At 69.9% G+C, this 23133-nt stretch carries 22 protein-coding genes; 15 read left to right on the forward strand and 7 right to left on the reverse strand.

The window, feature by feature from the left end; genetic code table 11:
* Position 1 precedes the first annotated feature (1 nt).
* Positions 2-1453 carry an NAD(P)/FAD-dependent oxidoreductase gene (locus DC434_RS07350; RefSeq protein ID WP_116634611.1) on the reverse strand — a complete coding sequence of 484 codons (1452 nt, stop codon included), beginning with the start codon at positions 1451-1453 and terminating at the stop codon, positions 2-4.
* A 71-nt stretch (positions 1454-1524) separates the two neighbouring features.
* Here DC434_RS07350 and DC434_RS07355 point away from each other — a divergent pair, with 71 nt between their 5' ends.
* Positions 1525-2010: a hypothetical protein gene (locus DC434_RS07355; protein ID WP_116634612.1), complete on the forward strand. Its 486-nt coding sequence runs from the start codon at positions 1525-1527 to the stop codon at positions 2008-2010.
* Between the two features lie 14 nt (positions 2011-2024).
* A complete protein-coding gene (locus DC434_RS07360) occupies positions 2025-2615 on the forward strand; it encodes a GNAT family N-acetyltransferase (protein ID WP_116634613.1) in 591 nt (196 codons plus the stop codon).
* On the opposite strand, the gene DC434_RS07365 is transcribed toward DC434_RS07360, so the two are convergent.
* Both DC434_RS07365 and DC434_RS07370 read right to left on the reverse strand, forming a co-directional pair.
* Complete coding sequence (locus DC434_RS07365) at positions 2543-3775, reverse strand: acyl-CoA dehydrogenase family protein (RefSeq protein ID WP_116634614.1); 1233 nt, start codon at positions 3773-3775, stop codon at positions 2543-2545. The two genes, DC434_RS07360 and DC434_RS07365, sit on opposite strands and share 73 nt — an antisense overlap.
* A gap of 63 nt (positions 3776-3838) precedes the next feature.
* Positions 3839-4501, reverse strand: coding sequence for a TetR family transcriptional regulator (locus DC434_RS07370; protein ID WP_116634615.1), 663 nt, complete (start codon positions 4499-4501; stop codon positions 3839-3841).
* Positions 4502-4679: 178 nt separating this feature from the next.
* Between DC434_RS07370 and sucC the strand changes: the two genes are divergently transcribed.
* Complete coding sequence (gene sucC / locus DC434_RS07375) at positions 4680-5846, forward strand: ADP-forming succinate--CoA ligase subunit beta (RefSeq protein ID WP_045252498.1); 1167 nt, start codon at positions 4680-4682, stop codon at positions 5844-5846.
* Positions 5847-5864: 18 nt separating this feature from the next.
* The gene (gene sucD, locus DC434_RS07380; RefSeq protein ID WP_116634616.1) at positions 5865-6767 is read left to right on the forward strand and encodes a succinate--CoA ligase subunit alpha; all 903 of its coding nucleotides are present in this window, start codon (positions 5865-5867) and stop codon (positions 6765-6767) included.
* Between the two features lie 164 nt (positions 6768-6931).
* Here sucD and DC434_RS07385 read toward each other — a convergent pair whose 3' ends face one another.
* Positions 6932-7513, reverse strand: coding sequence for a TetR/AcrR family transcriptional regulator (locus DC434_RS07385; protein WP_116634617.1), 582 nt, complete (start codon positions 7511-7513; stop codon positions 6932-6934).
* Positions 7514-7588: 75 nt separating this feature from the next.
* Between DC434_RS07385 and DC434_RS07390 the strand changes: the two genes are divergently transcribed.
* Positions 7589-7990: a VOC family protein gene (locus DC434_RS07390; RefSeq protein ID WP_116634618.1), complete on the forward strand. Its 402-nt coding sequence runs from the start codon at positions 7589-7591 to the stop codon at positions 7988-7990.
* A 29-nt stretch (positions 7991-8019) separates the two neighbouring features.
* Here the strand turns inward: DC434_RS07390 and DC434_RS07395 are convergent, their stop codons facing one another.
* The 3 genes from DC434_RS07395 to DC434_RS07405 form a co-directional block, all read right to left on the reverse strand.
* Positions 8020-8955 (reverse strand): homocysteine S-methyltransferase family protein, encoded by a 936-nt coding sequence (locus tag DC434_RS07395; RefSeq protein WP_116634619.1) that lies wholly within the window; start codon positions 8953-8955, stop codon positions 8020-8022.
* A 54-nt stretch (positions 8956-9009) separates the two neighbouring features.
* Positions 9010-9531: a hypothetical protein gene (locus DC434_RS07400; RefSeq protein ID WP_116634620.1), complete on the reverse strand. Its 522-nt coding sequence runs from the start codon at positions 9529-9531 to the stop codon at positions 9010-9012.
* 65 nt (positions 9532-9596) lie between these two features.
* Positions 9597-11075, reverse strand: coding sequence for an NCS2 family permease (locus DC434_RS07405; protein WP_116634621.1), 1479 nt, complete (start codon positions 11073-11075; stop codon positions 9597-9599).
* Between the two features lie 92 nt (positions 11076-11167).
* Here DC434_RS07405 and DC434_RS07410 point away from each other — a divergent pair, with 92 nt between their 5' ends.
* The 10 genes from DC434_RS07410 to DC434_RS07450 all read left to right on the forward strand — a co-directional run bounded on the left by DC434_RS07410 (position 11168) and on the right by DC434_RS07450 (position 23129).
* Positions 11168-12559 (forward strand): DUF6350 family protein, encoded by a 1392-nt coding sequence (locus DC434_RS07410; RefSeq protein WP_116634622.1) that lies wholly within the window; start codon positions 11168-11170, stop codon positions 12557-12559.
* A 62-nt stretch (positions 12560-12621) separates the two neighbouring features.
* The gene (purN, locus tag DC434_RS07415; protein WP_116634623.1) at positions 12622-13209 is read left to right on the forward strand and encodes a phosphoribosylglycinamide formyltransferase; all 588 of its coding nucleotides are present in this window, start codon (positions 12622-12624) and stop codon (positions 13207-13209) included.
* 41 nt (positions 13210-13250) lie between these two features.
* A complete protein-coding gene (purH, locus tag DC434_RS07420; protein ID WP_116634624.1) occupies positions 13251-14858 on the forward strand; it encodes a bifunctional phosphoribosylaminoimidazolecarboxamide formyltransferase/IMP cyclohydrolase in 1608 nt (535 codons plus the stop codon).
* A 68-nt stretch (positions 14859-14926) separates the two neighbouring features.
* Positions 14927-16417 (forward strand): AlkA N-terminal domain-containing protein, encoded by a 1491-nt coding sequence (locus tag DC434_RS07425; RefSeq protein WP_116634625.1) that lies wholly within the window; start codon positions 14927-14929, stop codon positions 16415-16417.
* Positions 16414-16911 (forward strand): methylated-DNA--[protein]-cysteine S-methyltransferase, encoded by a 498-nt coding sequence (locus tag DC434_RS07430; RefSeq protein ID WP_116634626.1) that lies wholly within the window; start codon positions 16414-16416, stop codon positions 16909-16911. The genes DC434_RS07425 and DC434_RS07430 overlap by 4 nt, the downstream gene beginning before the upstream one ends.
* Before the next feature lie 83 nt (positions 16912-16994).
* Positions 16995-18044, forward strand: coding sequence for a membrane dipeptidase (locus DC434_RS07435; protein WP_116634627.1), 1050 nt, complete (start codon positions 16995-16997; stop codon positions 18042-18044).
* 47 nt (positions 18045-18091) lie between these two features.
* Complete coding sequence (locus DC434_RS20090) at positions 18092-18247, forward strand: hypothetical protein (protein WP_165808020.1); 156 nt, start codon at positions 18092-18094, stop codon at positions 18245-18247.
* Between the two features lie 98 nt (positions 18248-18345).
* Complete coding sequence (locus DC434_RS07440; protein ID WP_116634628.1) at positions 18346-20292, forward strand: ABC transporter ATP-binding protein; 1947 nt, start codon at positions 18346-18348, stop codon at positions 20290-20292.
* A complete protein-coding gene (locus DC434_RS07445) occupies positions 20289-22103 on the forward strand; it encodes an ABC transporter ATP-binding protein (RefSeq protein ID WP_116634629.1) in 1815 nt (604 codons plus the stop codon). The genes DC434_RS07440 and DC434_RS07445 overlap by 4 nt, the downstream gene beginning before the upstream one ends.
* 210 nt (positions 22104-22313) lie before the next feature.
* Positions 22314-23129, forward strand: coding sequence for a hypothetical protein (locus DC434_RS07450; RefSeq protein WP_133192789.1), 816 nt, complete (start codon positions 22314-22316; stop codon positions 23127-23129).
* Positions 23130-23133: the final 4 nt, after the last annotated feature.

Raw genomic sequence — 23133 nt, forward strand, 5'->3', positions numbered from 1 at the left:
CTCAGGCGAACAGGTCGCCGAGGTCCGTCGGCGTCCCCGCATCGCGCAGGGCGGTGCGCGCCGCGTGCCAGCCGGCCATGCCGTTGACCGCGGGACCGGGAGGAGTCGATGCCGAGGCCAGGTAGACCCCGCGCATCGGCGTCCGCCACGGCACAGGCGACAGCGTCGGCCGTCGCAGCGCCTGCCGGATGTCGAACACTCCGCCCGAGATGTCTCCGCCGATCTCCGCGGGATTGATCGCCTCGCGCGAAGATGCCGGCACGGCGTGATGCGCGAGGATCAGGTCGCGGAAACCGGGTGCGAAGCGCTCGACCTGCGCGGTGATCAGCTCGGTGGGGTCGAGATCCGATCCGTTCGGCACGTGGATGTACGCCCACAGCACTGCTCTGCCCTTCGGCGCGCGCGAGGGGTCGAGCACCGAGGGCTGCACGGCGAGCACATACGGGCGCTCGCTGACGCGTCCGGCCGCGACGGCGTTCTCGCTGGCCCAGATCTCCGCGCGCGTGCCGCCCAGGTGCACGGTCGGCGCCTGTCGGACGTCGGGGTTCGTCCACGGGATCGGGCCGTCGAGTGCGAAGTCCACCTTGGCCGCCGCCGCGCCGTAGCGGTAGGCCGAGATCGCCCTGGCGTAGGCGGCGGGCACATCGGCGTGGGTGAGGGCGAGGCGCGGCGAGGTGCTGAGCAGCAGCAGATCGCCCCGCGCGGGATCGCCCCAGTCGAGCCGCCGCAGGTCGGTGACAGGGACGCCTGACTCGATGGTCCCGCCGTAGGACTCGATGTCGGCGATCAGCGCGTCGGCGATCTGCTGCGCGCCGCCGCGCGGGTACGGCCAGCCGCCGGCGTGGCCGAACGCGGCGAGGAGCAGCCCGGCGGCGGCGCCCGGGAGCGTCGGCTGCGGAGAGTTCGCATGCGCGACGACTCCCGACATCAGGGCGGCGGCCGCATCGCCGAGGAATGCGCGTCCGGCCAAGGGCGTGCCCTGATCCAGCATCCTGATCGCATAGCGGGCGGCGGTGACCGGGTCGCGCGGAACGCGCAGCAGCTGATTGCCGGTGAAGTCGACGAGACCCTCGATGCGCGTGCTCAACGGCCGCACACGGGCGAGCCATGCCTGCCCGTCGACGCCCAGCCCTGCGGCCGTGCGCTCGATGTCGTGCCAGGCGATCGCGGCGCGTCCGCCGTCGAGCGGGTGGGCGTAGGAGATCTCCGGATGGATCCACTCGATGCGCTCGGCGAGTCCGAATGCCCGGAAGAACGGCGACGAGACGGCCGCGGGATGCACGGCCGAGCACACGTCGTGCCGGAATCCCGGGAGCGTGGACTCCTGCGTCCGGATGCCTCCGCCGACCGTGTCGGAGGCTTCGAGCACGTGCACGTCGTAGCCGGCGCGTCCGAGCGCGACGGCGGCCGCGAGTCCGTTGGGACCTGCGCCGATGATCGTCGCCCGTGCCATCACGCCAGTCTTGCACGGCAGCGGCAGAGAAGCGGTCGAAGCCGGCGCTCAGACGTGCGATCCTGGAGAGGATGAAAGAAGTACAGGGGCCGACCCCCGCAGGCACCTCCCGTCCATACCGTTCGCTCAACGAAGCGCTGCGCGCGCACCGCATCGACATCTCCAACTACGCGTTCATCACGGCCATCGTCGAGGCGATCGGCATCAGCTCGTACATCGACCGCGGTCGCTACATCGAGGCGATCCGTCGTGGTGAAGGGGCTTCCCTTCACATCGGACGCACCTACACGAACGGATTCACCGAAGACGAGCGCCTCGTGATCGGCGCGGCTCCGCTGCGCCTGCAGCCGAGCGAGGGGCGTGCGCCGTACTTCTACGTCAATCACCCGACCGAGTTCATGCCGATCGCGCAGCCCAAGCCGAAGCGCACGACGACGCCGCGCGTCTCGGCTCCTCGTGGCGAGCGTGCGCCCACGCCCGTGGCCGATCGCGACTACGGCGTGTGCGACGTCTGCTTCATGGTCAAGACGCCGGCCGGCGCCTGCGGCTGCAGCTGACCCGGAGCCCGGGCATGGCAGTGGATGCCTCCGCTCCCGTGATCCGTCCGGCGGATCTCTCCGGACCGGATGCCGTCGTCGTGTCCGCCGCCGTCGGCGCCTACCTCCGACAGACCGAGGCGGAGAAGCGCCGAGAGGGACTCGCGCCGCGGCACGACGGCGGCGATGCGCTCCCTGAGCGATATCGCGCCGAGTTCGACGACCCTGCCGCCGCGTACGCCGGCTTCCCCGTGCTCCTCGCCGACGTCGACCAGGTGACGATGGGGGTCGTCGTCCTGGCGCGGCTCGACGGCGCGGCCGAGATCAAGCGTCTCTGGGCGGCGCCCGCCGCTCGTGGCCGCGGCATCGGCTCCGCTCTTCTCGACGCCGCTGTCGCCGCAGCCGAAGGCCCCGTGCGCCTGTCGGTCTGGGACTGGCGTGCCGCAGCCGTGCGCCTCTACGAATCCCGCGGATTCGTGCGGGTTCCGAGCTGGGACGGGCGGGACCGGCTCATCTGCATGATGCGTCAGGATCGCTGGCGGCCGGCAGCGGATCAGGCGAACGCGCTCATCCCGGTGATGTCGCGGCCGAGCAGCAGCGCCTGCACGCTCTCGGTGCCCTCGTAGGTGTGGATGGCCTCGATGTCGGCCATGTGCTGCATCACGCCGTTCTCCAGCAGGATGCCGTTGCCGCCCAACAGATCGCGCGCGGTCGACGCCACCCGGCGCGCCGCGCGCGTGTTGTGGAACTTCGCGAGCGAGGCCTGCGTCGGTCGCAGATCTCCGGCGTTCTCGAGGTCGGCCATGCGACGGCAGTACAGCTGCATGGCCGTGAGGTCCTCGAGCATGTGCGTCAGGCGCTCCTGCACCATCTGGAACTTCGCGAGGGGCTTGCCGAACTGCACGCGCTCCTTGGCGTAGGCCAGCGACGCCTCGTAGCAGGCGGTGGCGTGGCCGAGCGCCGACCACGCGACGCCGGAGCGCGTCGCGTACAGCACGGTCGATGCGTCCTTGAAGCTCGCAGCGCCGGGAAGCACCGCGTCGAGGGGGACGCGCACGTCGTCGAGCCGGATGTGCGCCTGGTGGATCGCCCGCAGCGACGCCTTGCCGCGGATGACGGTGCCGGTGTATCCGGGGGTGTCCTGCTCGACGAGGAAGCAGCGCACGGCGCCGTGCTCGGCGGCCGTCTCATCGTCGACGCGGGCCCACACGAAAGTGATCCCGCCGGAGGCGCCGTTGCCGATCCACTTCTTCGCGCCGCGGATGATCCAGCTGTCGCCGTCGCGCCGGGCGACCGTCTCCAGCGAGACGGAGTCGGATCCGTGGTCGGGCTCGGTGAGCGCGAAGGATCCGAGGACCGAGCCGTCCGCGAGGGCCGTCAGCCACTTCTCCTGCTGGGCCGGGGAGCCGAAGAGCGCCAGAGTGCGCAGCGCGAGGCCGCCCTGCACGGCGAGGATCGTGCCCAGTGAGCCGTCGCCGCGGGAGATCTCCATGTTGACGAGACCTGCGGCCAGCGGGGAGAGGTGCGTCAGCGATGGGTGGTCGATGCCGTCGACGACGAGGTCCATCTCGCCCATGCGACGGGCGGCGTCGAGCGGGTACTCCGCGCGGTCCCAGGCATCCGCCATCTGCGGAGCGACCTCGTCGACGTAGGCCTTCGCGCGGTCCCACGCCTCGCGGTCGGCGGCGGGGATGTCGGCGAAGACGGCGTAGTAGTCGCTGTCCTGGCGGCCGGTGATGTCATACGACGAGACACGCTCGCCGGGGAGGGGGGCTTCGATGCTCATGGGTACTCCTTCGTGGCACCAAGTATCGTACTCTTCGATACTCGGTCCCACGACCCGCGAACATCAGTCCAATTCGGACCGCAGTCTCCTGGTCACCTCGGCGATCGGCATCGAGCGCGGGAACACCGCGACGACGACATCGTCGGGAGCTCCGGCCGTGGCATCCACTCCCACGCCGTAGCGGCGGCGCACGTCGGCGAGTGCCGTCTGCAGCGTCGCCAGCGGCACCTTCTTCTTGCCGCGGAGCAGCTGGCGGAGGACGTGGTTGTGCACGGCCGTCACGAGCGCGGCGAAGCCGACGGCGTCCAGGGGATCGACGCCGGGGAGGGCGCCGCGCAGGTAGTCGTCGAACAGTCGCTCGTAGCGGAAGACCGTGATGATCTCGCGCTCGCGAAGCACCGGGACCTGCCGCACGATCTGGTAGCGGCGTCGTGCGAGCTCCGGATCGTGCGCGAAGTGGGCGAAGACGGATTCGGATGCCGCGCACACGGCGCCCCAGGGGTCGTCATGTCCTTCCGCGAGGAACTCCCTGAGCCGTTCCAGGAGCACCTCGTGGTCGGCGAAGACCACGTCCTCCTTGCCGCCGAACTGCCGGAAGAAGGTGGATCGCGAGACTCCGGCCGCCTTGGCGATCTGCTCGACGGAGGTCTGGTCGAACCCCTGATCCTGGAAGAGCTCGAGGGCTGCGGCGACGACGGCGGCGCGCGGTTCGGGGAAGTCTCGCATAGCGAAAGCCTAGATCGTCCGCGCGATAGCGCAATCGGGGGTGCAATCCGCGGGAACCGACCGGTATACGGGCAGGGTGCGCCGCGGGAGCTCTCGGGCGGAGGTAGTAGGCTGGGGGACTGGTCGATGTCTCGACATCGAGAGAATTACCAGACAGCAGCCCAGTGAAGGAACCACAGTGGATCTGTACGAGTACCAGGCACGAGACGTTTTCGAGAAGTACGGAGTGCCGGTCCTCGCCGGCATCGTCGCGGACACTCCTGAAGAGGTGAGGGCGGCAGCCGAGAAGATCGGCGGCGTGGTCGTCGTCAAGGCTCAGGTGAAGACCGGCGGCCGTGGAAAGGCGGGCGGCGTCAAGGTCGCCAAGACCCCCGACGAGGCCTACGAGGCAGCGAAGGCCATCCTCGGCCTCGACATCAAGGGCCACGTCGTCAAGCGCGTCATGGTCGCCCAGGGTGCACGCATCGCCGAGGAGTTCTACTTCTCCGTGCTGCTCGACCGGGCCAACCGCTCCTACCTGAGCCTCTGCTCGGTCGAGGGCGGCATGGAGATCGAGGAACTCGCCGTCGAGCGTCCCGAGGCGCTCGCGCGCGTCGAGGTCAACCCGCTCACCGGCATCGACAAGGAGAAGGCGGTCGAGATCGCTCGCGCGGCGAACTTCCCCGAAGACCTCGTCGAGAAGGTCTCCGACGTCTTCGTGAAGCTCTTCGACGTCTACAAGGGTGAGGACGCGACGCTCGTCGAGGTCAACCCGCTGGTCCGCACCGAAGAGGGCGACATCATCGCGCTCGACGGCAAGGTCACGCTCGACGACAACGCCTCCGAGATCCGTCACCCCGAGCACGAGGCGCTCGAGGACAAGGACGCCGCCGACCCGCTCGAGGCCAAGGCCAAAGCGTCCGGTCTCAACTACGTGAAGCTCGACGGCGAGGTCGGCATCATCGGCAACGGCGCAGGACTCGTCATGTCGACGCTCGACGTGGTCGCCTACGCCGGTGAGAACCACAACGGCGTGAAGCCCGCCAACTTCCTCGACATCGGCGGCGGCGCCTCGGCTGAGGTCATGGCCGCAGGCCTCGACGTCATCCTCGGCGACCCGCAGGTCAAGAGCGTGTTCGTCAACGTCTTCGGTGGCATCACGGCGTGCGACGCCGTCGCCAACGGCATCAAGGGTGCCCTCGAGACGCTGGGTGCCACGGCATCCAAGCCGCTCGTCGTGCGTCTCGACGGCAACCGCGTCGACGAGGGTCGCGCGATCCTCGCCGAGTACGCGCACCCGCTCGTCACCCTGGCCGCCACCATGGACGAGGGCGCCGACAAGGCCGCCGAGCTCGCCAACGCCTGAGACACAAGGACTGAAGAAATGTCGATCTACCTCAACAAGGACTCCAAGGTCATCGTCCAGGGCATCACCGGCGGCGAGGGCACCAAGCACACGGCACTCATGCTGAAGGCCGGCACCCAGGTCGTCGGCGGCGTGAACGCCCGCAAGGCCGGCACCACGGTCGCGCACACCGACAAGGACGGCAACGCCGTCGAGCTCCCCGTCTACGCATCCGTGGCCGAGGCCATGAAGGAGACCGGCGCCGACGTGTCGATCGCCTTCGTCCCCGGCGCCTTCACGAAGGACGCCATGATCGAGGCCATCGACGCCGAGATCCCGCTGCTGGTCGTCATCACCGAGGGCGTGCCCGTCGGCGACTCGGCCGAGGCGTGGGCGTACGCCCAGAGCAAGGGCAACAAGACCCGCATCATCGGGCCGAACTGCCCCGGCATCATCACGCCCGGTGAGGCGCTCGTCGGCATCACGCCGGCGAACATCACCGGCAAGGGACCGATCGGCCTCGTGTCGAAGTCGGGCACCCTGACCTACCAGATGATGTTCGAGCTGCGCGACCTCGGCTTCTCGACCGCCATCGGCATCGGCGGCGACCCCGTCATCGGCACCACGCACATCGACGCGCTCGCCGCGTTCGAGGCCGACCCCGAGACCAAGGCGATCGTGATGATCGGCGAGATCGGCGGCGACGCCGAGGAGCGTGCGGCCGACTACATCAAGGCGAACGTCACCAAGCCGGTCGTCGGCTACGTCGCGGGCTTCACCGCTCCCGAGGGCAAGACCATGGGCCACGCCGGCGCCATCGTCTCGGGCTCGGCCGGTACCGCGCAGGCGAAGAAGGAGGCCCTCGAGGCCGCCGGCGTCAAGGTTGGCAAGACGCCGTCCGAGACCGCTGACCTGATGCGTGCGATTGTCGAAGGTCTCTGACCTGAGCTACGCTTGATCTGAAGGCCCCGGACTCCACTCTGGGGCCTTCTTTCATGCCCGGGGCGCTTCAACTTCTGCGGCCATTCGTGACTTCTGCGGCCATCCGCCGCCCTGGAGGCCGCAGAAGTTCGAGTCGGCCGCAGAAGTGGGGCCCTGGGCCGCGGTCAGGACGTCTGCGGAACCACAGCGTCCAGCAGCTGGTCGAGCGCGTCGTGCGCCTGGGCGCGAGCCGCGGCATCCGCCGGCCGCTCCGACAACCAGAGCGCGAGCTCGTTCATGGCTCCCGAGAGTGCCGCCGTCAGTGCATCTCGCAGCGCCGGCGCGATCCCGGCGTCGGCGAGACCCTCGTGCAACGTCACGGCAGGGCCTTCGGCATCGAACCGTCGCCAGTCCTCCCAGCTCAGCACAGCCGGCCCGTCGACGAGCAGGACGCGCGCGGCCGCGCCGCGCGTGATCGCGTCGAGGAACGCGTGGCTGCCGTCGCGGAGCGCCGCATCCGGGGCGCTGTCCGCCGTGGCCGACATGATCGCGTCGGCGACGAGCCCCTGCTGCGCGGAGGCCACCGCCGCGAAGAGGAGCGGCTTCGACGTGTAGTGGTGGTACACGGCGCCGCGCGTGACCTGCGCTGCGCGAGCGATCTCGTCGACGGATGCTGCGGCGTAGCCGTGCTCGGCGAAGTGGGCGCCGGCGACATCGAGGATCCGGCGGGCGGTCGCGGCGGCGTCGGCGGCGGAGGCTCGAGGCATGGGGTTCCCTTACGTGCGGTGTGTATGTATTCTAGACCCGAAGATACAAACACAGAGTATGTAAAGGGGATCCGCATGGACATCACGAGCTTCTACCCCGTGCTGATGGTCGACGACGTCGCCGAAGCCGCGGGCTTCTATCGAGACGAGCTCGACTTCGAGACGACCTTCGAGACCGACTGGTACGTGAGCCTGTGCTTCGAGGGCGGCGAGCTCGCGATCCTCGACCGGCGGCATGAGACGATCCCCGCCGGTTTCCGTGAGCCGGTGCGAGGACTGCTGCTCAACGTCGAGGTCGCCGATGCCACCGCCGAGCATGCCCGGCTGGTGGGGGAGCGCGAGCTCCCCGAACGCCTCACGCTGCGCGACGAGGCCTTCGGCCAGCGGCACTTCATCGTCGAGGCGCCGGGCGGCGTGCTCATCGACGTGATCGAGCCGATCGAGCCGGCACCCGAGTTCGCCGCCGCGTTCGCCTGAGATCTGCTCGGCGACGGAGCCTCGTCGCCTCAGCCGGATTCCTGAGCGCTGAGCCGACGCCACATCTCGGCGATATGGCGCACGTCGGTGCCGCAGCATCCGCCGATCACGCGCACAGCCGGCATCCGCTGCAGCAGCTCGACGGTGCGGGCGGCGAGTTCCTCCGGATCGCCGTCGTCGAGCTGCTCGGCTTCGTCGAGTTCCGCGTGCGACAGACGAGACGCGTTGGGACGGATGCCGATGATCCGCGCGGTGACCGTCGGATCGATCGCGCGGTCGAGGTGCTCCGGATGCGCGCAGTTCAACAGATAGCCGTCCGGCGAGGCGGCCGCATCGACGAGGTCGATCGTCTCCGCCAGAGTGCGTCCCGAGGCGAGAAGCCCGTCGGTCTCCACGGTGAAGGAGATCTCGACCGGCATCCCGGCCTCGCGTGCGGCGCGGACGATGCCGATGGCCTCGGCGGGATCCGTGAGCGTGTACGCCGCGATGACGTGCACTCCGGCATCGCTGAGCGCCTGCACCTGCGCCCGGTGGTAGGCGAGTGCGTCGTCGGCTCCGCTGCGGGCGTCCCATGAGCCGGGTCGGTAGCCGTCGCCGCGGGGACCGATCACCCCGACGAGGCGGACCTCGGGCAGATCGCGGAAGTCCGCCGCGACATCGTGGAGCAGGTCCACCGCGGCGACGTTGGATCTGCGGAGGGCTGCCGCGTCGTACCCCCGTCGCGCACCCCAGTCCGCGCTCGCCCGCCAGGTGGCGGACTCGAGCCTCAGGCTGGCGCCGTGGGCGCGCGCGACCTCGGCGAACCCGCGGTAGTACTCCCGCAGCAGGCCACGGCCACGCTCGTCGTCGAGCAGCACGAACGCGGCGAAGTCGGGAAGTTCGACGCCATGGTGGAAGATCAGGTCGGTCTCGAGACCGCCGTCGGTGACATAGCGGGCGCCTGCGGCCGCGTCGGATGCGGACATCGGATCCACCTTCTCGGGAGGTGCCTCCGGTCTACCAGAGAGCCGCCGGGATCGCTACGGGGCCGGTGACGACGGGCCCTGCTGCACACGATGCCGGGCGAAGGCCGGAGCTCCCGCGCCGTGGCCCTGCACCCCGACCTGGTTCGCGGCCGTGAGGATCAGCGTCCACGCCGCCGTGAGCGACGCGATCACGAGCAGCGTGCTGATGGCTGCCCCGGCACTCGCCGACGAGCGGATGTCGTCGGCGAGTGAGTTGTCGTCGGCCACGCCGACCTGGGCGGCGCACGAGACGATGGCGAGGACGCCGATGAGGGCGAGGAGCAGGGCTGCGCATCGGAGGATGGTCTTCCGCCGACGCATCGCTCGCACCGACTCGACGCGGAGCGCGAGGGTCTCGTAGCACTGCGGGCATCGGACGCTGACCTCCGAGGGAGGATCGCCGTCGGCCGGGCGGCGCGCCCGCCAGACCTGCCCGCGGTACTCCCAGCTCAGACTCCCCGGACGATCGCTCGACAGACCCCAGGTGTTCATCCGATGCAGCAGCGTGAACTCCTGTTCGTCGCCGGGATCCGTCACGACGACGAGCGTAAGACGGAGGGGGCGGATGCCGCAGCATCCGCCCCCTCCTTCATATCGGGATATCAGATCCCGATGCCGAACAGCGCCTCGATCGGGCCCCGCGCGAAGAAGATCAGGAAGCCCGCGCCGACCACCCACAGCAGGGGGCTGATGCTCTTGGCCTTGCCGGAGAACGCGTGGATGAGCACCCAGCTGACGAAGCCCGCGCCGATGCCGTTGGCGATCGAGTAGGTCAGCGGCATGACCGACACGGTGAGGAAGACCGGGAGCAGCACGCGGAAGTCGCCGAAGTCGATGTGGCGGATCTGCGCCATCATCATCGCACCCACGATGATCAGCGCGGCAGCGGCGATCTCGGTCGGCACGATCGACGTGAGCGGCGTCAGGAACATCGCGAGCAGGAAGACGACGCCGGTGACGACGTTGGCGAGGCCGGTGCGCGCCCCTTCGCCGATGCCCGCACCCGACTCGATGAACACGGTGCTCGAGGAGGACGAGGTCGCGCCGCCGGCGATCGCGCCGACACCCTCGACGATCAGTGCGGACTTGATGCGGGGGAAGTCGCCGTTGTCATCGGCGAGGTTCGCCTCCTTGGCCAGGCCAGTCATGGTGCCCATGGCGTCGAAGAAGTTCGTGAAGAGCAGTGTGAAGACGATCATGACCAGCGCGACGACGCTGACCTTGCCGAAATCGAACGTGAAGTCGACGGCGCCGACCAGGCTGAGGTCCGGAACGCTCACAGGCGAGCCGTTCAGCGCGGGAACGGTCAGCCCCCAGCCGCCGGGGTTGACGACATTCCCCTCGTCGTCGAAGCCGCGCGGGCCGATGTGCCAGATCGCCTCGACGATCACGGCGAGCACCGTGCCGCCGACGAGTCCGATCAGCATGCCGCCCTTGATCCGCAGCGCCACCAGGATGCCGGTGAGCAGGAGCGTGATCACGAAGAGCAGGCTCGGCACGGTCGCCACCGAGCCGTTCACGCCGAGGCCGACCGGGGGAGAGGAGGCGCCCGTCGCGGTGACGAAGCCGGAGTTGACGAAGCCGATGAAGGCGATGAACAGGCCGATTCCGACCGTGATCGCGATCTTCAGCTGGAAGGGGACCGCGTCGAAGATCGCCTTCCGCAGTCCTGTGGCCGCGAGCAGCACGATGATGACACCGTTGATCATCACGAGCGCCATCGCCTCGGGCCAGGTGACCTGGCCGACCACCGAGAAGGCCACGAAGGCGTTGATGCCGAGACCTGCCGCGAAGCCGAACGGCAGGCGCGTGACGAGTCCGAACAGGATCGTCATCACACCGGCGGTGAGGGCGGTGGCAGCTCCCACGGCGTTGAAGGCGAGCATGTCGCCCGCGACATCGGGTTTGCCCGACAGGATGATCGGGTTCAGGATCACGATGTACGCCATCGTGACGAACGTCACCAGGCCGCCGCGGATCTCGGTGCCGACCGTGGATCCTCGCTTGCTGATCTCGAAGTAGCGATCGAGAGCGCTCGCGGGCTCAGTGGGCGCGTGGGCGGGGGACGGGGCAGTTGTCATCGGGGGAACCTCCGGAGAAGACGCTATCGTGTCGTCCGACCAGCGCGCGCCCCCAGGAGGTGAGCGGGAACTCGTCGTAGTCTCGATTCGATATGCAACGCCTCCTCGTCGCGCTCCTCGCCGCCTTCGACGCCGCCATCGCCGCCGCGGTCGGCCTCGCCGTGCTCCTGGCGCCGCTGACGCTGCTCTGGACGCTGGCGTTCGGCGTCACCGCCGACTGGGGTGCGCTCTGGCCGCTCACCGGCACCCTGTGGGAGTTCGGTCACGGAGTGCCGCTCGCGGTGACGATCCCCGACGAGCTCATCGTCGCGCTCGGCCTCCCGACCGAAGCCGCGAGCTTCGCCGTGTCGATCACCCCGCTCGCATTCCTGCTGTTCACCCTGCTGTTCGCCGCACGCTCCGGCAAGCGTGCCGCGACCGCCGGCGCCTGGCTCCTCGGCGCGCTCTCCGGCTCGGCCGTCTTCGCCCTCATCGCGACCGGCGTCGCGCTCAGCACAGAGCTCGCGGCGGCGCAGACCCCCCTGTTCCTGGCGATCCTCCTCCCGCCTGCGGTGTACCTCGTCGGCGCGATGTGCGGCGGAGTCCGCGTCGCCTGGGAGGAGGGCGACGGGGGCCTGCTGGATCGCATCCACGACGCGCTCGACGCCAGGGAGGACTGGGCGGCGGTCCCGGCCGCGATCGTGCGCGGCACGGCCATCGTCATCGTCGCCGTGACGGGCGCGGCGGCCACGGCGCTCGCCGTGATGATCGCGCTGCGCGGCGGGGAGGTCGTCGCCCTGTTCCAGGCGGCCCGCGTCGACGTGCTCGGGCTGACGGTCATGACGCTCGGCCAGCTCGTCTACCTGCCGACGCTGATCGTGTGGGTGGCGTCCTGGATCGCGGGACCGGGTTTCGCGGTCGGCGCCGGGACCGCGGTGTCGCCGGCGGGCACGCAGCTGGGAGTGGTCCCCGGCATCCCGGTCTTCGGCCTGCTCCCGGAGAACAGCTCGATCTGGATGCTGATCATCGTGCTCGTGCCGATCGCCGCCGGTGCCTTCGCCGGCTGGGCCGTCCGCTCCCGCCTGGTGTGGGAGGGCACGCCGCTCGGCATGTCCCAGCGAACGGTCATCGCACTCGGCATCGGCGCCGTGACCGCGGGGATCGCCGCGCTCGCCGCGGTGCTCGCCTCGGGGTCGATGGGACCGGGTCGACTGGCAGAGGTCGGGCCGTCGCCGCTCCCGTTCGCCCTCGCCCTGGGCGGCGAGGTGCTCCTCGGGGCCGCGATCCTGCTGCTGTCGCCGCGACATCGCGACGAGCTGGCGGAGGAGCGCACCGATCGGTGGCTGGCCGAGATGTCGGCCGAGCCGCTCGTGGACGGCGACCCGGCGCCGGCATCCGACGCGGCACGCACCACCGGCCCCTCCCCGTTCGACGACACGGCGCCGCTGGACGACCTCCGCGGGTTCACGATCCCGAAGCGCGACCCCTCGGACCGTCTCGACTGATGCCCTCGGACGACGGCGGATGCGAGGCGGGAGCACTGCCCGCGCCCCGGTAGACTGGGCGCGTGCTCACGGTCGCCGTTCTCATCTCGGGCACCGGCTCGAACCTTCGCGCCCTCCTCGAGGCCGCTCGTCACCCCGATTTCCCCGCCAGGGTCGTCGTGGTCGGCGCCGACCGCGAAGCCGACGGGCTGGCGCACGCCGAGGAGTTCGGCATCCCCAGCTTCACGGTGCCGTGGCACGAGCACGACAGTCGCGAGGCGTGGGGTGAAGAGCTCGGACGACAGCTCGCCGTCTGGACTCCGGATCTGGTCGTCCTCAGCGGGCTCATGCGCCTGCTGCCGCCGGCGCTGGTCGCGGAGTACTCGCCGCGGCTGCTGAACACGCACCCGGCGTTCCTCCCGGAGTTCCCGGGCGCCCACGGCGTTCGCGACGCGCTGGCCGCCGGCGTCGAGCAGACCGGTGCGAGCGTGATCGTGGTCGACGACGGTGTGGACACCGGACCGATCCTCGCGCAGGAACGCGTGCCGATCCTGCCCGGCGACACCGAGCACAGCCTGCACCAGCGCATCAAGCCCGTCGAGCGTCGACTGCTCATCGACGTCGTGCGCGCCATCGCCACCGGCGAGCTCGCACTGACCCCCGCACCCTGACAGCTTCCACCCGACGCACCTCACGCACGAAGGAGCCCACCATGGCCGGCCCCCGCCACGACCCCTCGCTCTACCGCGATCGCGACACCGTGCCGATCCGGCGCGCGCTCGTCTCGGTGAGCGACAAGACCGATCTGCTCGTGCTCGCCGAAGCGCTGGCCGCCGCCGGAGTGGAGATCGTCTCGACCGGATCGACGGCCGCGACGATCCGCGATGCGGGCTTCGACGTGACCGACGTCGCCGCCGTCACGGGCGTTGCGGAGATGCTCGACGGACGCGTGAAGACGCTGCACCCCAAGGTCCACGGCGGTCTGCTCGCCGACCTCCGTCTCGCGGACCACGAGCGTCAGCTGCAGGAGCTCGACATCGCCCCGTTCGAGCTGGTCGTGGTGAACCTCTACCCGTTCGTCGAGACGGTCGCCTCCGGTGCCGTCGGCGACGACGTCGTGGAGCAGATCGACATCGGCGGGCCGGCGATGGTGCGCGCCGCGGCGAAGAACCACGCCAACGTCGCGATCGTCGTCTCTCCCCAGTCCTATCCCGCGGTCGTCGCGGCGATCGGCGAAGGCGGCACCTCGCTGTCGCAGCGCCGCGAACTCGCCGCCCGGGCGTTCGCGCACACCGCCTCCTACGACACCGCCGTCGCGCAGTGGTTCGCCGAGGGAACGCTCGGCGAGCCGGACGACCTGCCGGTGCACCTGACGATCCAGGCCGAGCGTCTCGCCACGCTGCGCTACGGCGAGAACTCGCACCAGCGCGCCGCGATCTACACGCGCGCCGGCGGCCACGGCATCGCGCAGGCGACGCAGCTCCAGGGCAAGGAGATGTCGTACAACAACTACGTCGACGCGGATGCCGCGCTGCGTGCCGCCTACGACATGGTGAAGCCGGCCGTCGCGATCATCAAGCACGCGAACCCGTGCGGGATCGCCACCACCGCGCCGAACGCCCTCGACCCCATCGCCAGCGCCCACCTGCGCGCGCACGAGTGCGACCCGGTGTCGGCGTACGGCGGCGTGATCGCCGCCAACGGCACGGTGACCCTCAAGATGGCCGAGAACCTGAAGGACATCTTCACCGAGGTCATCGTCGCGCCCTCGTTCGAGCCGGCCGCGCTCGAGGTGTTCAAGGCGAAGAAGAACCTCCGCCTGCTGCAGCTGCCGGAGGACTGGCAGCAGGAGCGGATGGACGTGCGTCTGGTCTCCGGTGGCCTGTTGCTGCAGGACGCCGACCGCTTCCCCGACGACATCGGATCCGTCGCCGAGAACTGGGAGCTCGTCTCCGGTGAGCGTCCGAGCGATGACGAGATGGTCAACCTCATCTTCGCGTGGAAGGCGTGCCGCGCGGTGAAGTCCAACGCGATCGTGCTCGCGAAGGACAACGCCACGGTCGGCGTCGGCATGGGCCAGGTCAATCGCGTCGACTCGTGCCGCCTCGCGGTCGAGCGGGCGGGAGATCGCGCGGCCGGATCGGTCGCGGCGTCCGACGCGTTCTTCCCGTTCGCGGACGGCGCCCAGGTGCTCATCGACGCGGGTGTCACGGCCATCGTGCAGCCGGGTGGGTCGGTGCGCGACGAAGAGGTCATCGATGCCGCTCGCAAGGCCGGTGTGACGATGTTCTTCACCGGGGAGCGGCACTTCTTCCACTGATCCGGGGCATCCACAGCGATGTCCGATTCCCGCCAGTCGATGTCGGCGGGTCGTGACAGAGTGGGGGCATGAGCCTCCCCCTGACCGACTTCGACGAACGCTATCGGGCGATCAACGCCCGCGACACGCGCTTCGACGGGCAGTTCGTGACGGCGGTGCGCTCGACCGGCATCTACTGCCGGCCGAGCTGCCCCGCGCGCACGCCGAAACCGCAGAACGTCACGTTCTATCCGACGAGCGCGGCCGCCCACGAGGCCGGCTACCGTGCGTGCAAGCGCTGCCTGCCGGAGGCGGCTCCCGGCTCTCCCGCCTGGAACGTCCGCGGCGACACGGCGGCCAGAGCGATGCGTCTGATCGCCGACGGCGTGATCGAACGCGAAGGCGTGCCGGGGCTGGCTGCACGGCTCGGGTACTCCTCGCGTCACCTCACCCGACTGCTCAGCGCCGAGCTGGGCGCGGGTCCCCTCGCGCTGGCCAGGGCGCATCGGGCGCACACCGCGCGGATGCTCCTCGTCGGAACCGACATGCCGATCTCCGATGTCGCGTTCTCGGCCGGCTTCGCCAGCATCCGGCAGGGCAACGACACGATCCGCGAGGTGTTCGGACTCACTCCCGGCGAGCTGCGTGCGCGCCGACGGTCGTCCGGCATCGAGGTCGCCTCCGGCGTGATCGACCTCGTGCTCCCGTACCGCGGCCCGCTCGATGCCAGCGGCATCTTCGACTGGATGACGGCGCGGGCGCTGCCGGGGGTCGAGGAGGCGACGCCGACGTCGTTCTCCCGCCACCTGCGCATGAGCGGAGGTGCTGCCTGGTTCGAGGTGCGCCAAGATGCCGCCGAGCGCCTGCGCCTCCGCGCCCGCGTCGCACGGCTCTCCGACCTCGCGCCTCTCGTCGCGACCGTCCGCCGCATCTTCGACCTCGACGCCGACCCGATCGCCGTCGCCGAGGCTCTCTCCGCCCACCCTGAGGTCGCGCCGCTCGTGGCGCGCACACCGGGCATCCGCGTTCCCGGATCGGCCGACCCGCACGAGATGCTGATCCGCGCCATGATCGGACAGCAGATCACCGTCGTGGCGGCGCGCACCGCGCTCAGCGGGCTCGCCGAGGCGCTGGGGGAGCGCACGGAGAGCGGTCTGCTCTTCCCGACGATGGCGGCGATCGCCGAGCGCGGCACCGAGGTGCTGCGCGGGCCGGCCGCCCGAATCCGAGCGATCACCGGAGCCGCCGCGGCCCTCGCAGACGGGTCCCTGCGCCTCACCGTCGGCGACGACGGAGCGGAGCAGCGCGCCGCGCTGCTCGCGATGCCGGGTATCGGTCCGTGGACCGCCGACTACGTGCGGATGCGGGTGCTCGGCGATCCCGACATCCTGCTCCCCGGAGACGTGGCGCTGCGCGCCGGTGCCGCGGCTTCCGGCCTCCCGGGCGAGCCCAAGGCGCTCACGGCCTGGGCAGAGCGCGCCGCCCCCTGGCGCAGCTACCTGAGCGCGCATCTCTGGCGAGCCGCACCGATTCGCCCCGCCCGTATCACCCGAACCGTCACTTCGAAGGAGACATCATGACCGCGATCATCCAGACCATCGACACCGCCGACGGCCCCTTCACGATCCTCGTCGACGACCGGCAGCGCGTGCTCTCGTCCGGCTGGACGGCCGACGCCGACGCGATCGTCGGCCGACTGGCAGCCTCCGCCCGCCCTGAGGCGATCCGCGACGGAGAGACGGATGCCGCCGCTGCGGCCCTCGCCTACTATGCGGGGGACCTCTCCGCGATCGACGCGGTCGCCGTGAAGCAGACCGGAACGGCGCTGCAGCTCGCCGGCTGGGCCGAGCTGCGTGCGATCGACGCGGGAGAGCCCCTGACCTACACCTCGTTCGCAGCACGACTGGGCAACCCACGTGCCGTGCGCGCCGCGGCATCCATCTGCGCGCGGAACGCACCGGCGCTGTTCGTGCCGTGCCACCGCGTGCTGCGCACCGACGGCAGCCTCGGCGGCTTCGCCTGGGGCCTCCCGGTCAAGGAGAGCCTGCTGGCCAGAGAGTCCTCCGCACGCTGAGATCTGCGTGACGATCACGTTACTTCTCGCGCCGTTCGGGCGATATGCCCGGATCAGGTGTCCCAGGGCGGCAGGATGGGCGCATGACCGATAACCGAGCAGCCGCGCTCCACCGCAGCGCCCTCGTCGCCGACGCGCACAACGACCTGCTGTGCGCGGTCGCGACTCGGCCGTCGGATGAGTGGGCGTCGTTCTTCCGCAGGCAGTGGCTTCCGCAGTTGCAGGCCGGCGGCGTCGATCTGCAGGTCCTTCCCGTCTTCATCGACGAGTTCTATCGCCCCGAAGGCGCCCTGCGGCGAACGCTCCGCATGATCGAGGCCGCGCACCGCCTCGCGGAGGGGAACGCCGACGCCGTGGCCCTCTGCCTCACCGGTGCCGACATCGACAGGGCGGTCGCCGAGGGGCGCATCGCGCTCGTGCTGGCACTCGAGGGCATGCCGGGCATCGCCGAAGACGTCGAGCTCCTCGAGACCGTGTACCGGCTGGGCGTGCGCATGGGCTCCGTCGCGCATTTCGGTCGCAGCGCGTTCGCGGACGGCAGCGGCGAGGACGCCGCCGGGAGCAGGCTCACGCGTCCCGGCATCCGGGCCTTCGCGGAGATGGAGCGGATCGGGATGATCTTCGACGTCAGTCACCTCGGGGCAGCCGGCGTCGATCACGTGCTCGAACTCGCGACTCGCCCCGTCATCGCGTCGCACTCGTCGGCGCGGGCCCTGTTCGATCACCATCGCAACCTCACCGACGCGCAGATCGCGGCGATCGCCGCAGGCGGCGGGGTCGTCTGCGTCAACTTCTTCGCGTCGTACCTGCACGCCGACACCCACACGCTCGACACCGTCGTCGATCACCTCGAGCATGTCGTCTCGATCGCGGGCATCGACCACGTCGGCATGGGGCCGGACTTCGTCCGCGAGGTCCTCGAAGACACGACAGCCCCCTGCTGCGTGGAGGAGCTGGTCGAAGGCGTGCCGGTCGACTGCTACATCCCGGGACTCGAAGGGCCGACGGGGCTCCCGCTCGTCACCGAGGCGCTGCTCCGGCGGGGCTGGGGCGAAGAGGAGATCTTCTCGGTGCTCGGCGCGAACCTGCATCGTCTGCTGAGGGCCGAGCTCGGGCGCACGACGCGAAGCTGAGCCGCGGCTGCGACCTCCGTGGCGCGGGGCGATCCGATCAATCGGGAATGACTCTTGCCTTCAGCTGGTTCACAGGAATAGGCTGGTGGGCTGTCGCGCCGACCGGGCGACGCCGCCGAGCCCCTGAGGAGGACATCATGACCACGATCGCCGCTGTGCGGATCGACGCTCTCGGCTCGACCCCGGTGCGTCCGCTCATCTAGAGCCGCTTCTCTCGCAACGGATGCCGGGCTCGCAGAGTCCGCGCTGTCATCCGTCCCTTTCCGCAACCGTTTTCCCATACGAAACTCATCTGAGAGACATGTCCTCCTCGCCTTCCTCGCAGAACACCTCGCCCTCTTCCACCCTCTCCACTCCGGCTGCACTGTGGCGCCTGAAGCCCTTCGTGAAGCCGGTCGTCTGGCGGCTCGCCGGCGGTGCCGCCAGTGCGCTCATCGCCGCGATCATCGCCCTGATGATCCCGATCGTGCTCGAGCAGATCATCGGCGGACCCGTGCGGTCCGGCGAGATCAGCGCCATCGTCGTCGGTGCCGTCGTCGTCTTCGCCCTCGCGCTCGGCGAGGCCGTCATGGTGTGGCTGCGCCGGCAGTTCGTGCTGAACCCGGCCACCGAGGTCGAGTACCAGATGCGCACGACGCTCTACTCGCGCCTGCAGACGCTGCCGGTGTCGTTCCACGACCGCTGGCAGTCCGGTCAGCTGCTCAGCCGCATGATGCAGGACATCGGCCTCATCCGGCGCTGGCTCGCCTTCGGCCTCGTGCTGCTCGTCGTGAACATCCTCACGATCGCCATCGGGTCGGTGCTGCTCTTCCGCTGGCACTGGCTGCTGGGCACGATCTTCCTCGTGACCGCGATCCCGCTGTGGGTGCGTGGATACCTGTTCGAGAAGCGCTACGGCGCGCTGACCCGCCGCAGCCAGGACCAGGCCGGCGACCTCGCCACCAGCGTCGAGGAGAGCGTGCACGGCATCCGCGTGCTGAAGGCCTTCGGCCGTGGCAAGCACGCCCTGAGCCGGTTCAGCCGTCAGGCCGAGACGCTCCGCGAGACGGAGATGAGCAAGGCCCGCGCGATCGCGTCGATCTGGTTCTGGCTCGACCTGATGCCGCAGATCGCCTTCGGACTCAGCCTGATGTCCGGTATCTGGCTGATCTCCCAGGGCGCGATCGACGAGGCAGAGCTGTTCGCGTTCTTCGCGATGGCCGTCGTGCTGCGGTGGCCGATCGAGTCGATCGGCTTCCTGTTCTCGTTCATGCTCGACGCCCGCACGGCGACCGACCGTGTGTTCGACATCTTCTCCGAGACGAGCACCATCACGGATCCGGAGCACCCGGTGCACATCGAGAACCCGCGGGGAGAGCTCGCGTTCGAGAACGCGCACTTCCGCTACCAGGACGCCGGCGCACACGAGCGCGACCTGCTCGACGGAATCGACCTGGTGCTGCGCCCCGGCGAGACCATGGCGCTGGTGGGACTCACCGGAAGCGGCAAGACGACGTTGACGACCCTGCCGACGCGTCTCTACGACGTCACGGGCGGCAAGGTCACGCTCGACGGCGTCGATGTGCGCGATCTCCCGCTTTCCGAGCTGCGGCAGCACATCGCCATGGCGTTCGAGGATGCGACGCTGTTCTCGGCGACCGTCCGCGAGAACGTGCTGCTCGGCCGTGCCGACCTCGACGTGCACAGCGAAGAGGGCGAGCGGGTGCTGCGCGAGGCGCTGCAGGTCGCTCAGGCGGCGTTCGTGGACTCCCTGCCCGACGGCGTGGAGACCGTGATCGGCGAGGAGGGGCTCAGCCTGTCCGGCGGCCAGCGGCAGCGGCTGGCCCTCGCCCGTGCGGTGGCGGCGAAGCCGAAGGTGCTCGTGCTCGACGACCCGCTGTCCGCACTCGACGTCGACACCGAGGCCCTCGTGGAGGAGGCGCTCCGGCACGTCCTCGCCGACACCACGGCCATGATCGTGGCGCACCGTCCTTCCACGGTCGCGCTCGCCGACCGCGTCGCCCTGCTCGAGGCCGGGCGTGTGACCGCGGTGGGCACGCACTCCGAACTGCTCAAGTCGAGTCGGCACTACCGTCATGTCATCTCGAGCCTCGAGGCGGAGGAGGCGGCACGAACCGGGGCGATCCCCGTGATCCGCGACGAGCAGCTCGAGGTCGCCGAAGAGGTCCGCGAGGGCCTCGAGATGGCGGCCGCCGACGATGCTTCGTCGGACTCAGCAACCGAAATGAAGAAGGAGGTGCAGCGATGAGCTCCGCCATCACCGGAACCCAGGACGAGGATCGTTCCCGGTACACCCGCGAGGAGAGCAAGGAGATCCGTCGTCGGTCCCTCCGTCTGCTCGGATCCCTCGTCCGTCCGCTGAAGCCGCAGATCGTGCTCGCGGCTGCCGTGCTGGTGGTCTCGACCGCTCTGCAGGTCGCCGGCCCGATCCTGATCAGCATCGGGCTCGACCGCGCCCTGCCGGCCGTGCTGAACGACGCCGATTGGATGCCGACCTTCATGGTCGGCGGCATCTACCTGCTCGCGGGGCTCCTGGCCTCGATCCTGATCGCCTGGTACGTGATCATCGCCGCCAAGCTCACACAGGCGGTGCTGCTCGATCTTCGCAAGCGCATCTTCCTGCACACGCAGCGGCTGAGCCTGGAGTTCCACGAGTCGTACACGTCGGGGCGCATCATCTCCCGTCAGACGAGCGACCTCGACTCGATCAAGGAGCTGTTGGACGGAGGTCTGAACGAGCTCGTCTCCGGTGTGCTCTTCGGCCTGTTCACGTTCATCGCCCTGTGCTTCTGGGACTGGCAGTCGGGGCTGATCCTCGCGGTCGGCGGCATCCCGCTGTTCTTCCTGATGCGCTGGTTCTACTCGCGCTCTCAGCTCGTCTACCGCGAGTCCCGCGTCATCAGCGCGAAGGTGATCGTGCAGTTCGTCGAGACGATGACCGGCATCCGCGCCGTGAAGGCGTTCCGCAAGGAGCCGCGCAACGACACGTCGTTCCAGGAGGTCGCGGGCGACTACCGCGACGTCAACCGCCGGTCGATGCTGCTGTTCGGCACGTTCGAGCCGGGGCTCATGGGCGTCGCAGCGCTGGTGCTCGGCATCGTCGTGCTCTGGGGCGGCATCCGTGTCTCCGATGGAGCGCTCACGGTGGGTGTGCTGCTCTCCGCGGTGCTCTACGTGCGCAACTTCTTCGCGCCGATGCAGGAGATCGCGATGTTCCTGAACTCCTACCAGTCGGCGACGGCCGCGCTGGAGAAGGTGTCGGGCGTGCTCGAAGAGGTGCCGACGGTGCCGGACCCCGAGAAGCCCGTGGATCTGTGGGAGTCGCGCGGACACGTGAACTTCGACGAGGTGACCTTCGGCTACAACGGCGAGAAGACGATCCTGCCGAACTTCTCGCTCGACATCCCCGCGGGTCAGACGATCGCGCTCGTCGGCACGACCGGCGCGGGCAAGTCCACGCTGGCGAAGCTGATCTCGCGGTTCTACGATCCGTCGGAGGGACACGTCACGCTGGACGGCGTCGACCTGCGCTCGCTGCATCCGAAGGATCTCCGCCGCGCGATCGTCATGGTCACGCAGGAGGCGTACCTGTTCAGCGGCACGGTCGCCGACAACATCGCGCTCGGCAAGCCGGACGCGACGCTGGATGAGATCCGCGCGGCGGCTCGGGCCGTCGGCGCTGACGAGTTCATCTCGTCCCTGCCCGACGGATACGGCACCGACGTCAACAAGCGCGGTGGCCGGGTGTCGGCGGGACAGCGTCAGCTGATCTCGTTCGCCCGCGCGTTCCTGGCAGACCCCGCGGTGCTGATCCTCGACGAGGCCACGGCCTCGCTGGACATCCCGTCGGAGCGACTGATCCAGGACGCGCTGCAGACCCTGCTCAAGGACCGCACGGCGATCATCATCGCGCACCGCCTCTCGACGGTCGCGATCGCCGATCGTGTGCTGGTGATGGAGCACGGGCAGATCATCGAGGACGACACCCCCGACGCGCTCATCAGCGGCACCGGCAAGTTCGCGCAGCTGCATGCGGCGTGGCAGGAGACCCTGGTCTAGCCGCGTCGCTTCCGTATCGCCGCAACTTCCGCGGCCATCTCGAACTTCTGCGGCCACATCCGATCGATGTGGCCGCAGAAGTTCGGATCGGCCGCGGAAGTTCGAGGGGCCACCGGAGGGGTGAGGGCCGGTCGCCTCGTCAGGTGGGAATCGGCCGCAGAAGACGCCCAAGCCCGCGTGCCGCAACCTGCCCCTGGGTAGCATCGAAGGATGGACCCCTTGCTGCTCGTGGCCGAGTGGTGGTGGATCGCGCCTTCCGCGGTCGCCGTGGGGACGGTGGGGGTGATCGGGGTGAACCGACGCAACAGCACGACCAGCGGCAGGAGGCTCGCCGTCGATGCGGCCCGCCATGACCTTCGCGCGGCGCAGCAGGTCGCGGCGGAGCGGCGGACGGCGCTCAAGATCGCGCGGGCGGACCTGACGAGGGTCGCCGCCGAGCGCGCGGCACAGCGGGCGTCCGCGGAGCAGGTCGCCGCCGCACGGCGGATGCTGCGCGAGAGGGAACGCGATGCGAAGGCCGCGTCGGCCGATGTGCGAGCCCGTCAGGTGCGGCTGAACGCCGCGCGGGCGGCGATCCCGCCGGCATCCGGTCCTCGTCCGCTGGATCGGCTGCAGGCGGAGCACGACGCGGTGATCGCCCGTTGGATGCGCTACGAGACCGACCCGGCGCTGCAGATCGGCTACCCGGCGATGACCGACGTCAAGCGACCGGAGACGGCCGCGTATCTGCGAGCGGCGGATCACGCGAAGGAGATGCGTCGGGCCGCGACCGGCCGCGTCACCCCCGCCGAGTTCGCCGCCTACCGAGATGCCGTCGCCGAACTCGAGCGCGCCTTCGAAGCGGCGGAGCACGCGGCGAAGGTGCAGGCGGGGGAGGCGACGACGATCCCCGCGTGGCAGGACGCGGCACAGGACGTGCTGAGTCGCTCGGCCGAGGCCATCGATCGGGCGGCGGGGGCCGCGGCATCCGCCCTGTCGGCGTGGACGTCGCGCCGACGCCCCGGAAAGCCGGACGACCACCGCTGATCGT

The organism is Microbacterium sp. TPD7012 (assembly GCF_003075395.1).
In the GTDB taxonomy this organism is placed as follows: Bacteria; Actinomycetota; Actinomycetes; order Actinomycetales; family Microbacteriaceae; genus Microbacterium.

What these genes read in the sequence shown, in the direction of transcription:
- DC434_RS07360 (WP_116634613.1), top strand. Translation starts at nt 2,025, where the DNA reads ATGGCAGTGGATGCCTCCGCTCCCGTGATCCGTCCGGCGGATCTCTCC.
- DC434_RS07385 (WP_116634617.1), bottom strand. Translation starts at nt 7,513, where the DNA reads ATGCCTCGAGCCTCCGCCGCCGACGCCGCCGCGACCGCCCGCCGGATC.
- DC434_RS07410 (WP_116634622.1), top strand. Translation starts at nt 11,168, where the DNA reads ATGCAACGCCTCCTCGTCGCGCTCCTCGCCGCCTTCGACGCCGCCATC.
- DC434_RS07355 (WP_116634612.1), top strand. Translation starts at nt 1,525, where the DNA reads ATGAAAGAAGTACAGGGGCCGACCCCCGCAGGCACCTCCCGTCCATAC.
- sucD (WP_116634616.1), top strand. Translation starts at nt 5,865, where the DNA reads ATGTCGATCTACCTCAACAAGGACTCCAAGGTCATCGTCCAGGGCATC.
- DC434_RS07440 (WP_116634628.1), top strand. Translation starts at nt 18,346, where the DNA reads ATGTCCTCCTCGCCTTCCTCGCAGAACACCTCGCCCTCTTCCACCCTC.
- DC434_RS07425 (WP_116634625.1), top strand. Translation starts at nt 14,927, where the DNA reads ATGAGCCTCCCCCTGACCGACTTCGACGAACGCTATCGGGCGATCAAC.
- DC434_RS07450 (WP_133192789.1), top strand. Translation starts at nt 22,314, where the DNA reads ATGGACCCCTTGCTGCTCGTGGCCGAGTGGTGGTGGATCGCGCCTTCC.
- DC434_RS07390 (WP_116634618.1), top strand. Translation starts at nt 7,589, where the DNA reads ATGGACATCACGAGCTTCTACCCCGTGCTGATGGTCGACGACGTCGCC.
- DC434_RS07430 (WP_116634626.1), top strand. Translation starts at nt 16,414, where the DNA reads ATGACCGCGATCATCCAGACCATCGACACCGCCGACGGCCCCTTCACG.
- DC434_RS07365 (WP_116634614.1), bottom strand. Translation starts at nt 3,775, where the DNA reads ATGAGCATCGAAGCCCCCCTCCCCGGCGAGCGTGTCTCGTCGTATGAC.
- DC434_RS07350 (WP_116634611.1), bottom strand. Translation starts at nt 1,453, where the DNA reads ATGGCACGGGCGACGATCATCGGCGCAGGTCCCAACGGACTCGCGGCC.
- DC434_RS07445 (WP_116634629.1), top strand. Translation starts at nt 20,289, where the DNA reads ATGAGCTCCGCCATCACCGGAACCCAGGACGAGGATCGTTCCCGGTAC.
- purH (WP_116634624.1), top strand. Translation starts at nt 13,251, where the DNA reads ATGGCCGGCCCCCGCCACGACCCCTCGCTCTACCGCGATCGCGACACC.
- DC434_RS20090 (WP_165808020.1), top strand. Translation starts at nt 18,092, where the DNA reads ATGACTCTTGCCTTCAGCTGGTTCACAGGAATAGGCTGGTGGGCTGTC.
- DC434_RS07405 (WP_116634621.1), bottom strand. Translation starts at nt 11,075, where the DNA reads ATGACAACTGCCCCGTCCCCCGCCCACGCGCCCACTGAGCCCGCGAGC.
- DC434_RS07370 (WP_116634615.1), bottom strand. Translation starts at nt 4,501, where the DNA reads ATGCGAGACTTCCCCGAACCGCGCGCCGCCGTCGTCGCCGCAGCCCTC.
- DC434_RS07395 (WP_116634619.1), bottom strand. Translation starts at nt 8,955, where the DNA reads ATGTCCGCATCCGACGCGGCCGCAGGCGCCCGCTATGTCACCGACGGC.
- DC434_RS07435 (WP_116634627.1), top strand. Translation starts at nt 16,995, where the DNA reads ATGACCGATAACCGAGCAGCCGCGCTCCACCGCAGCGCCCTCGTCGCC.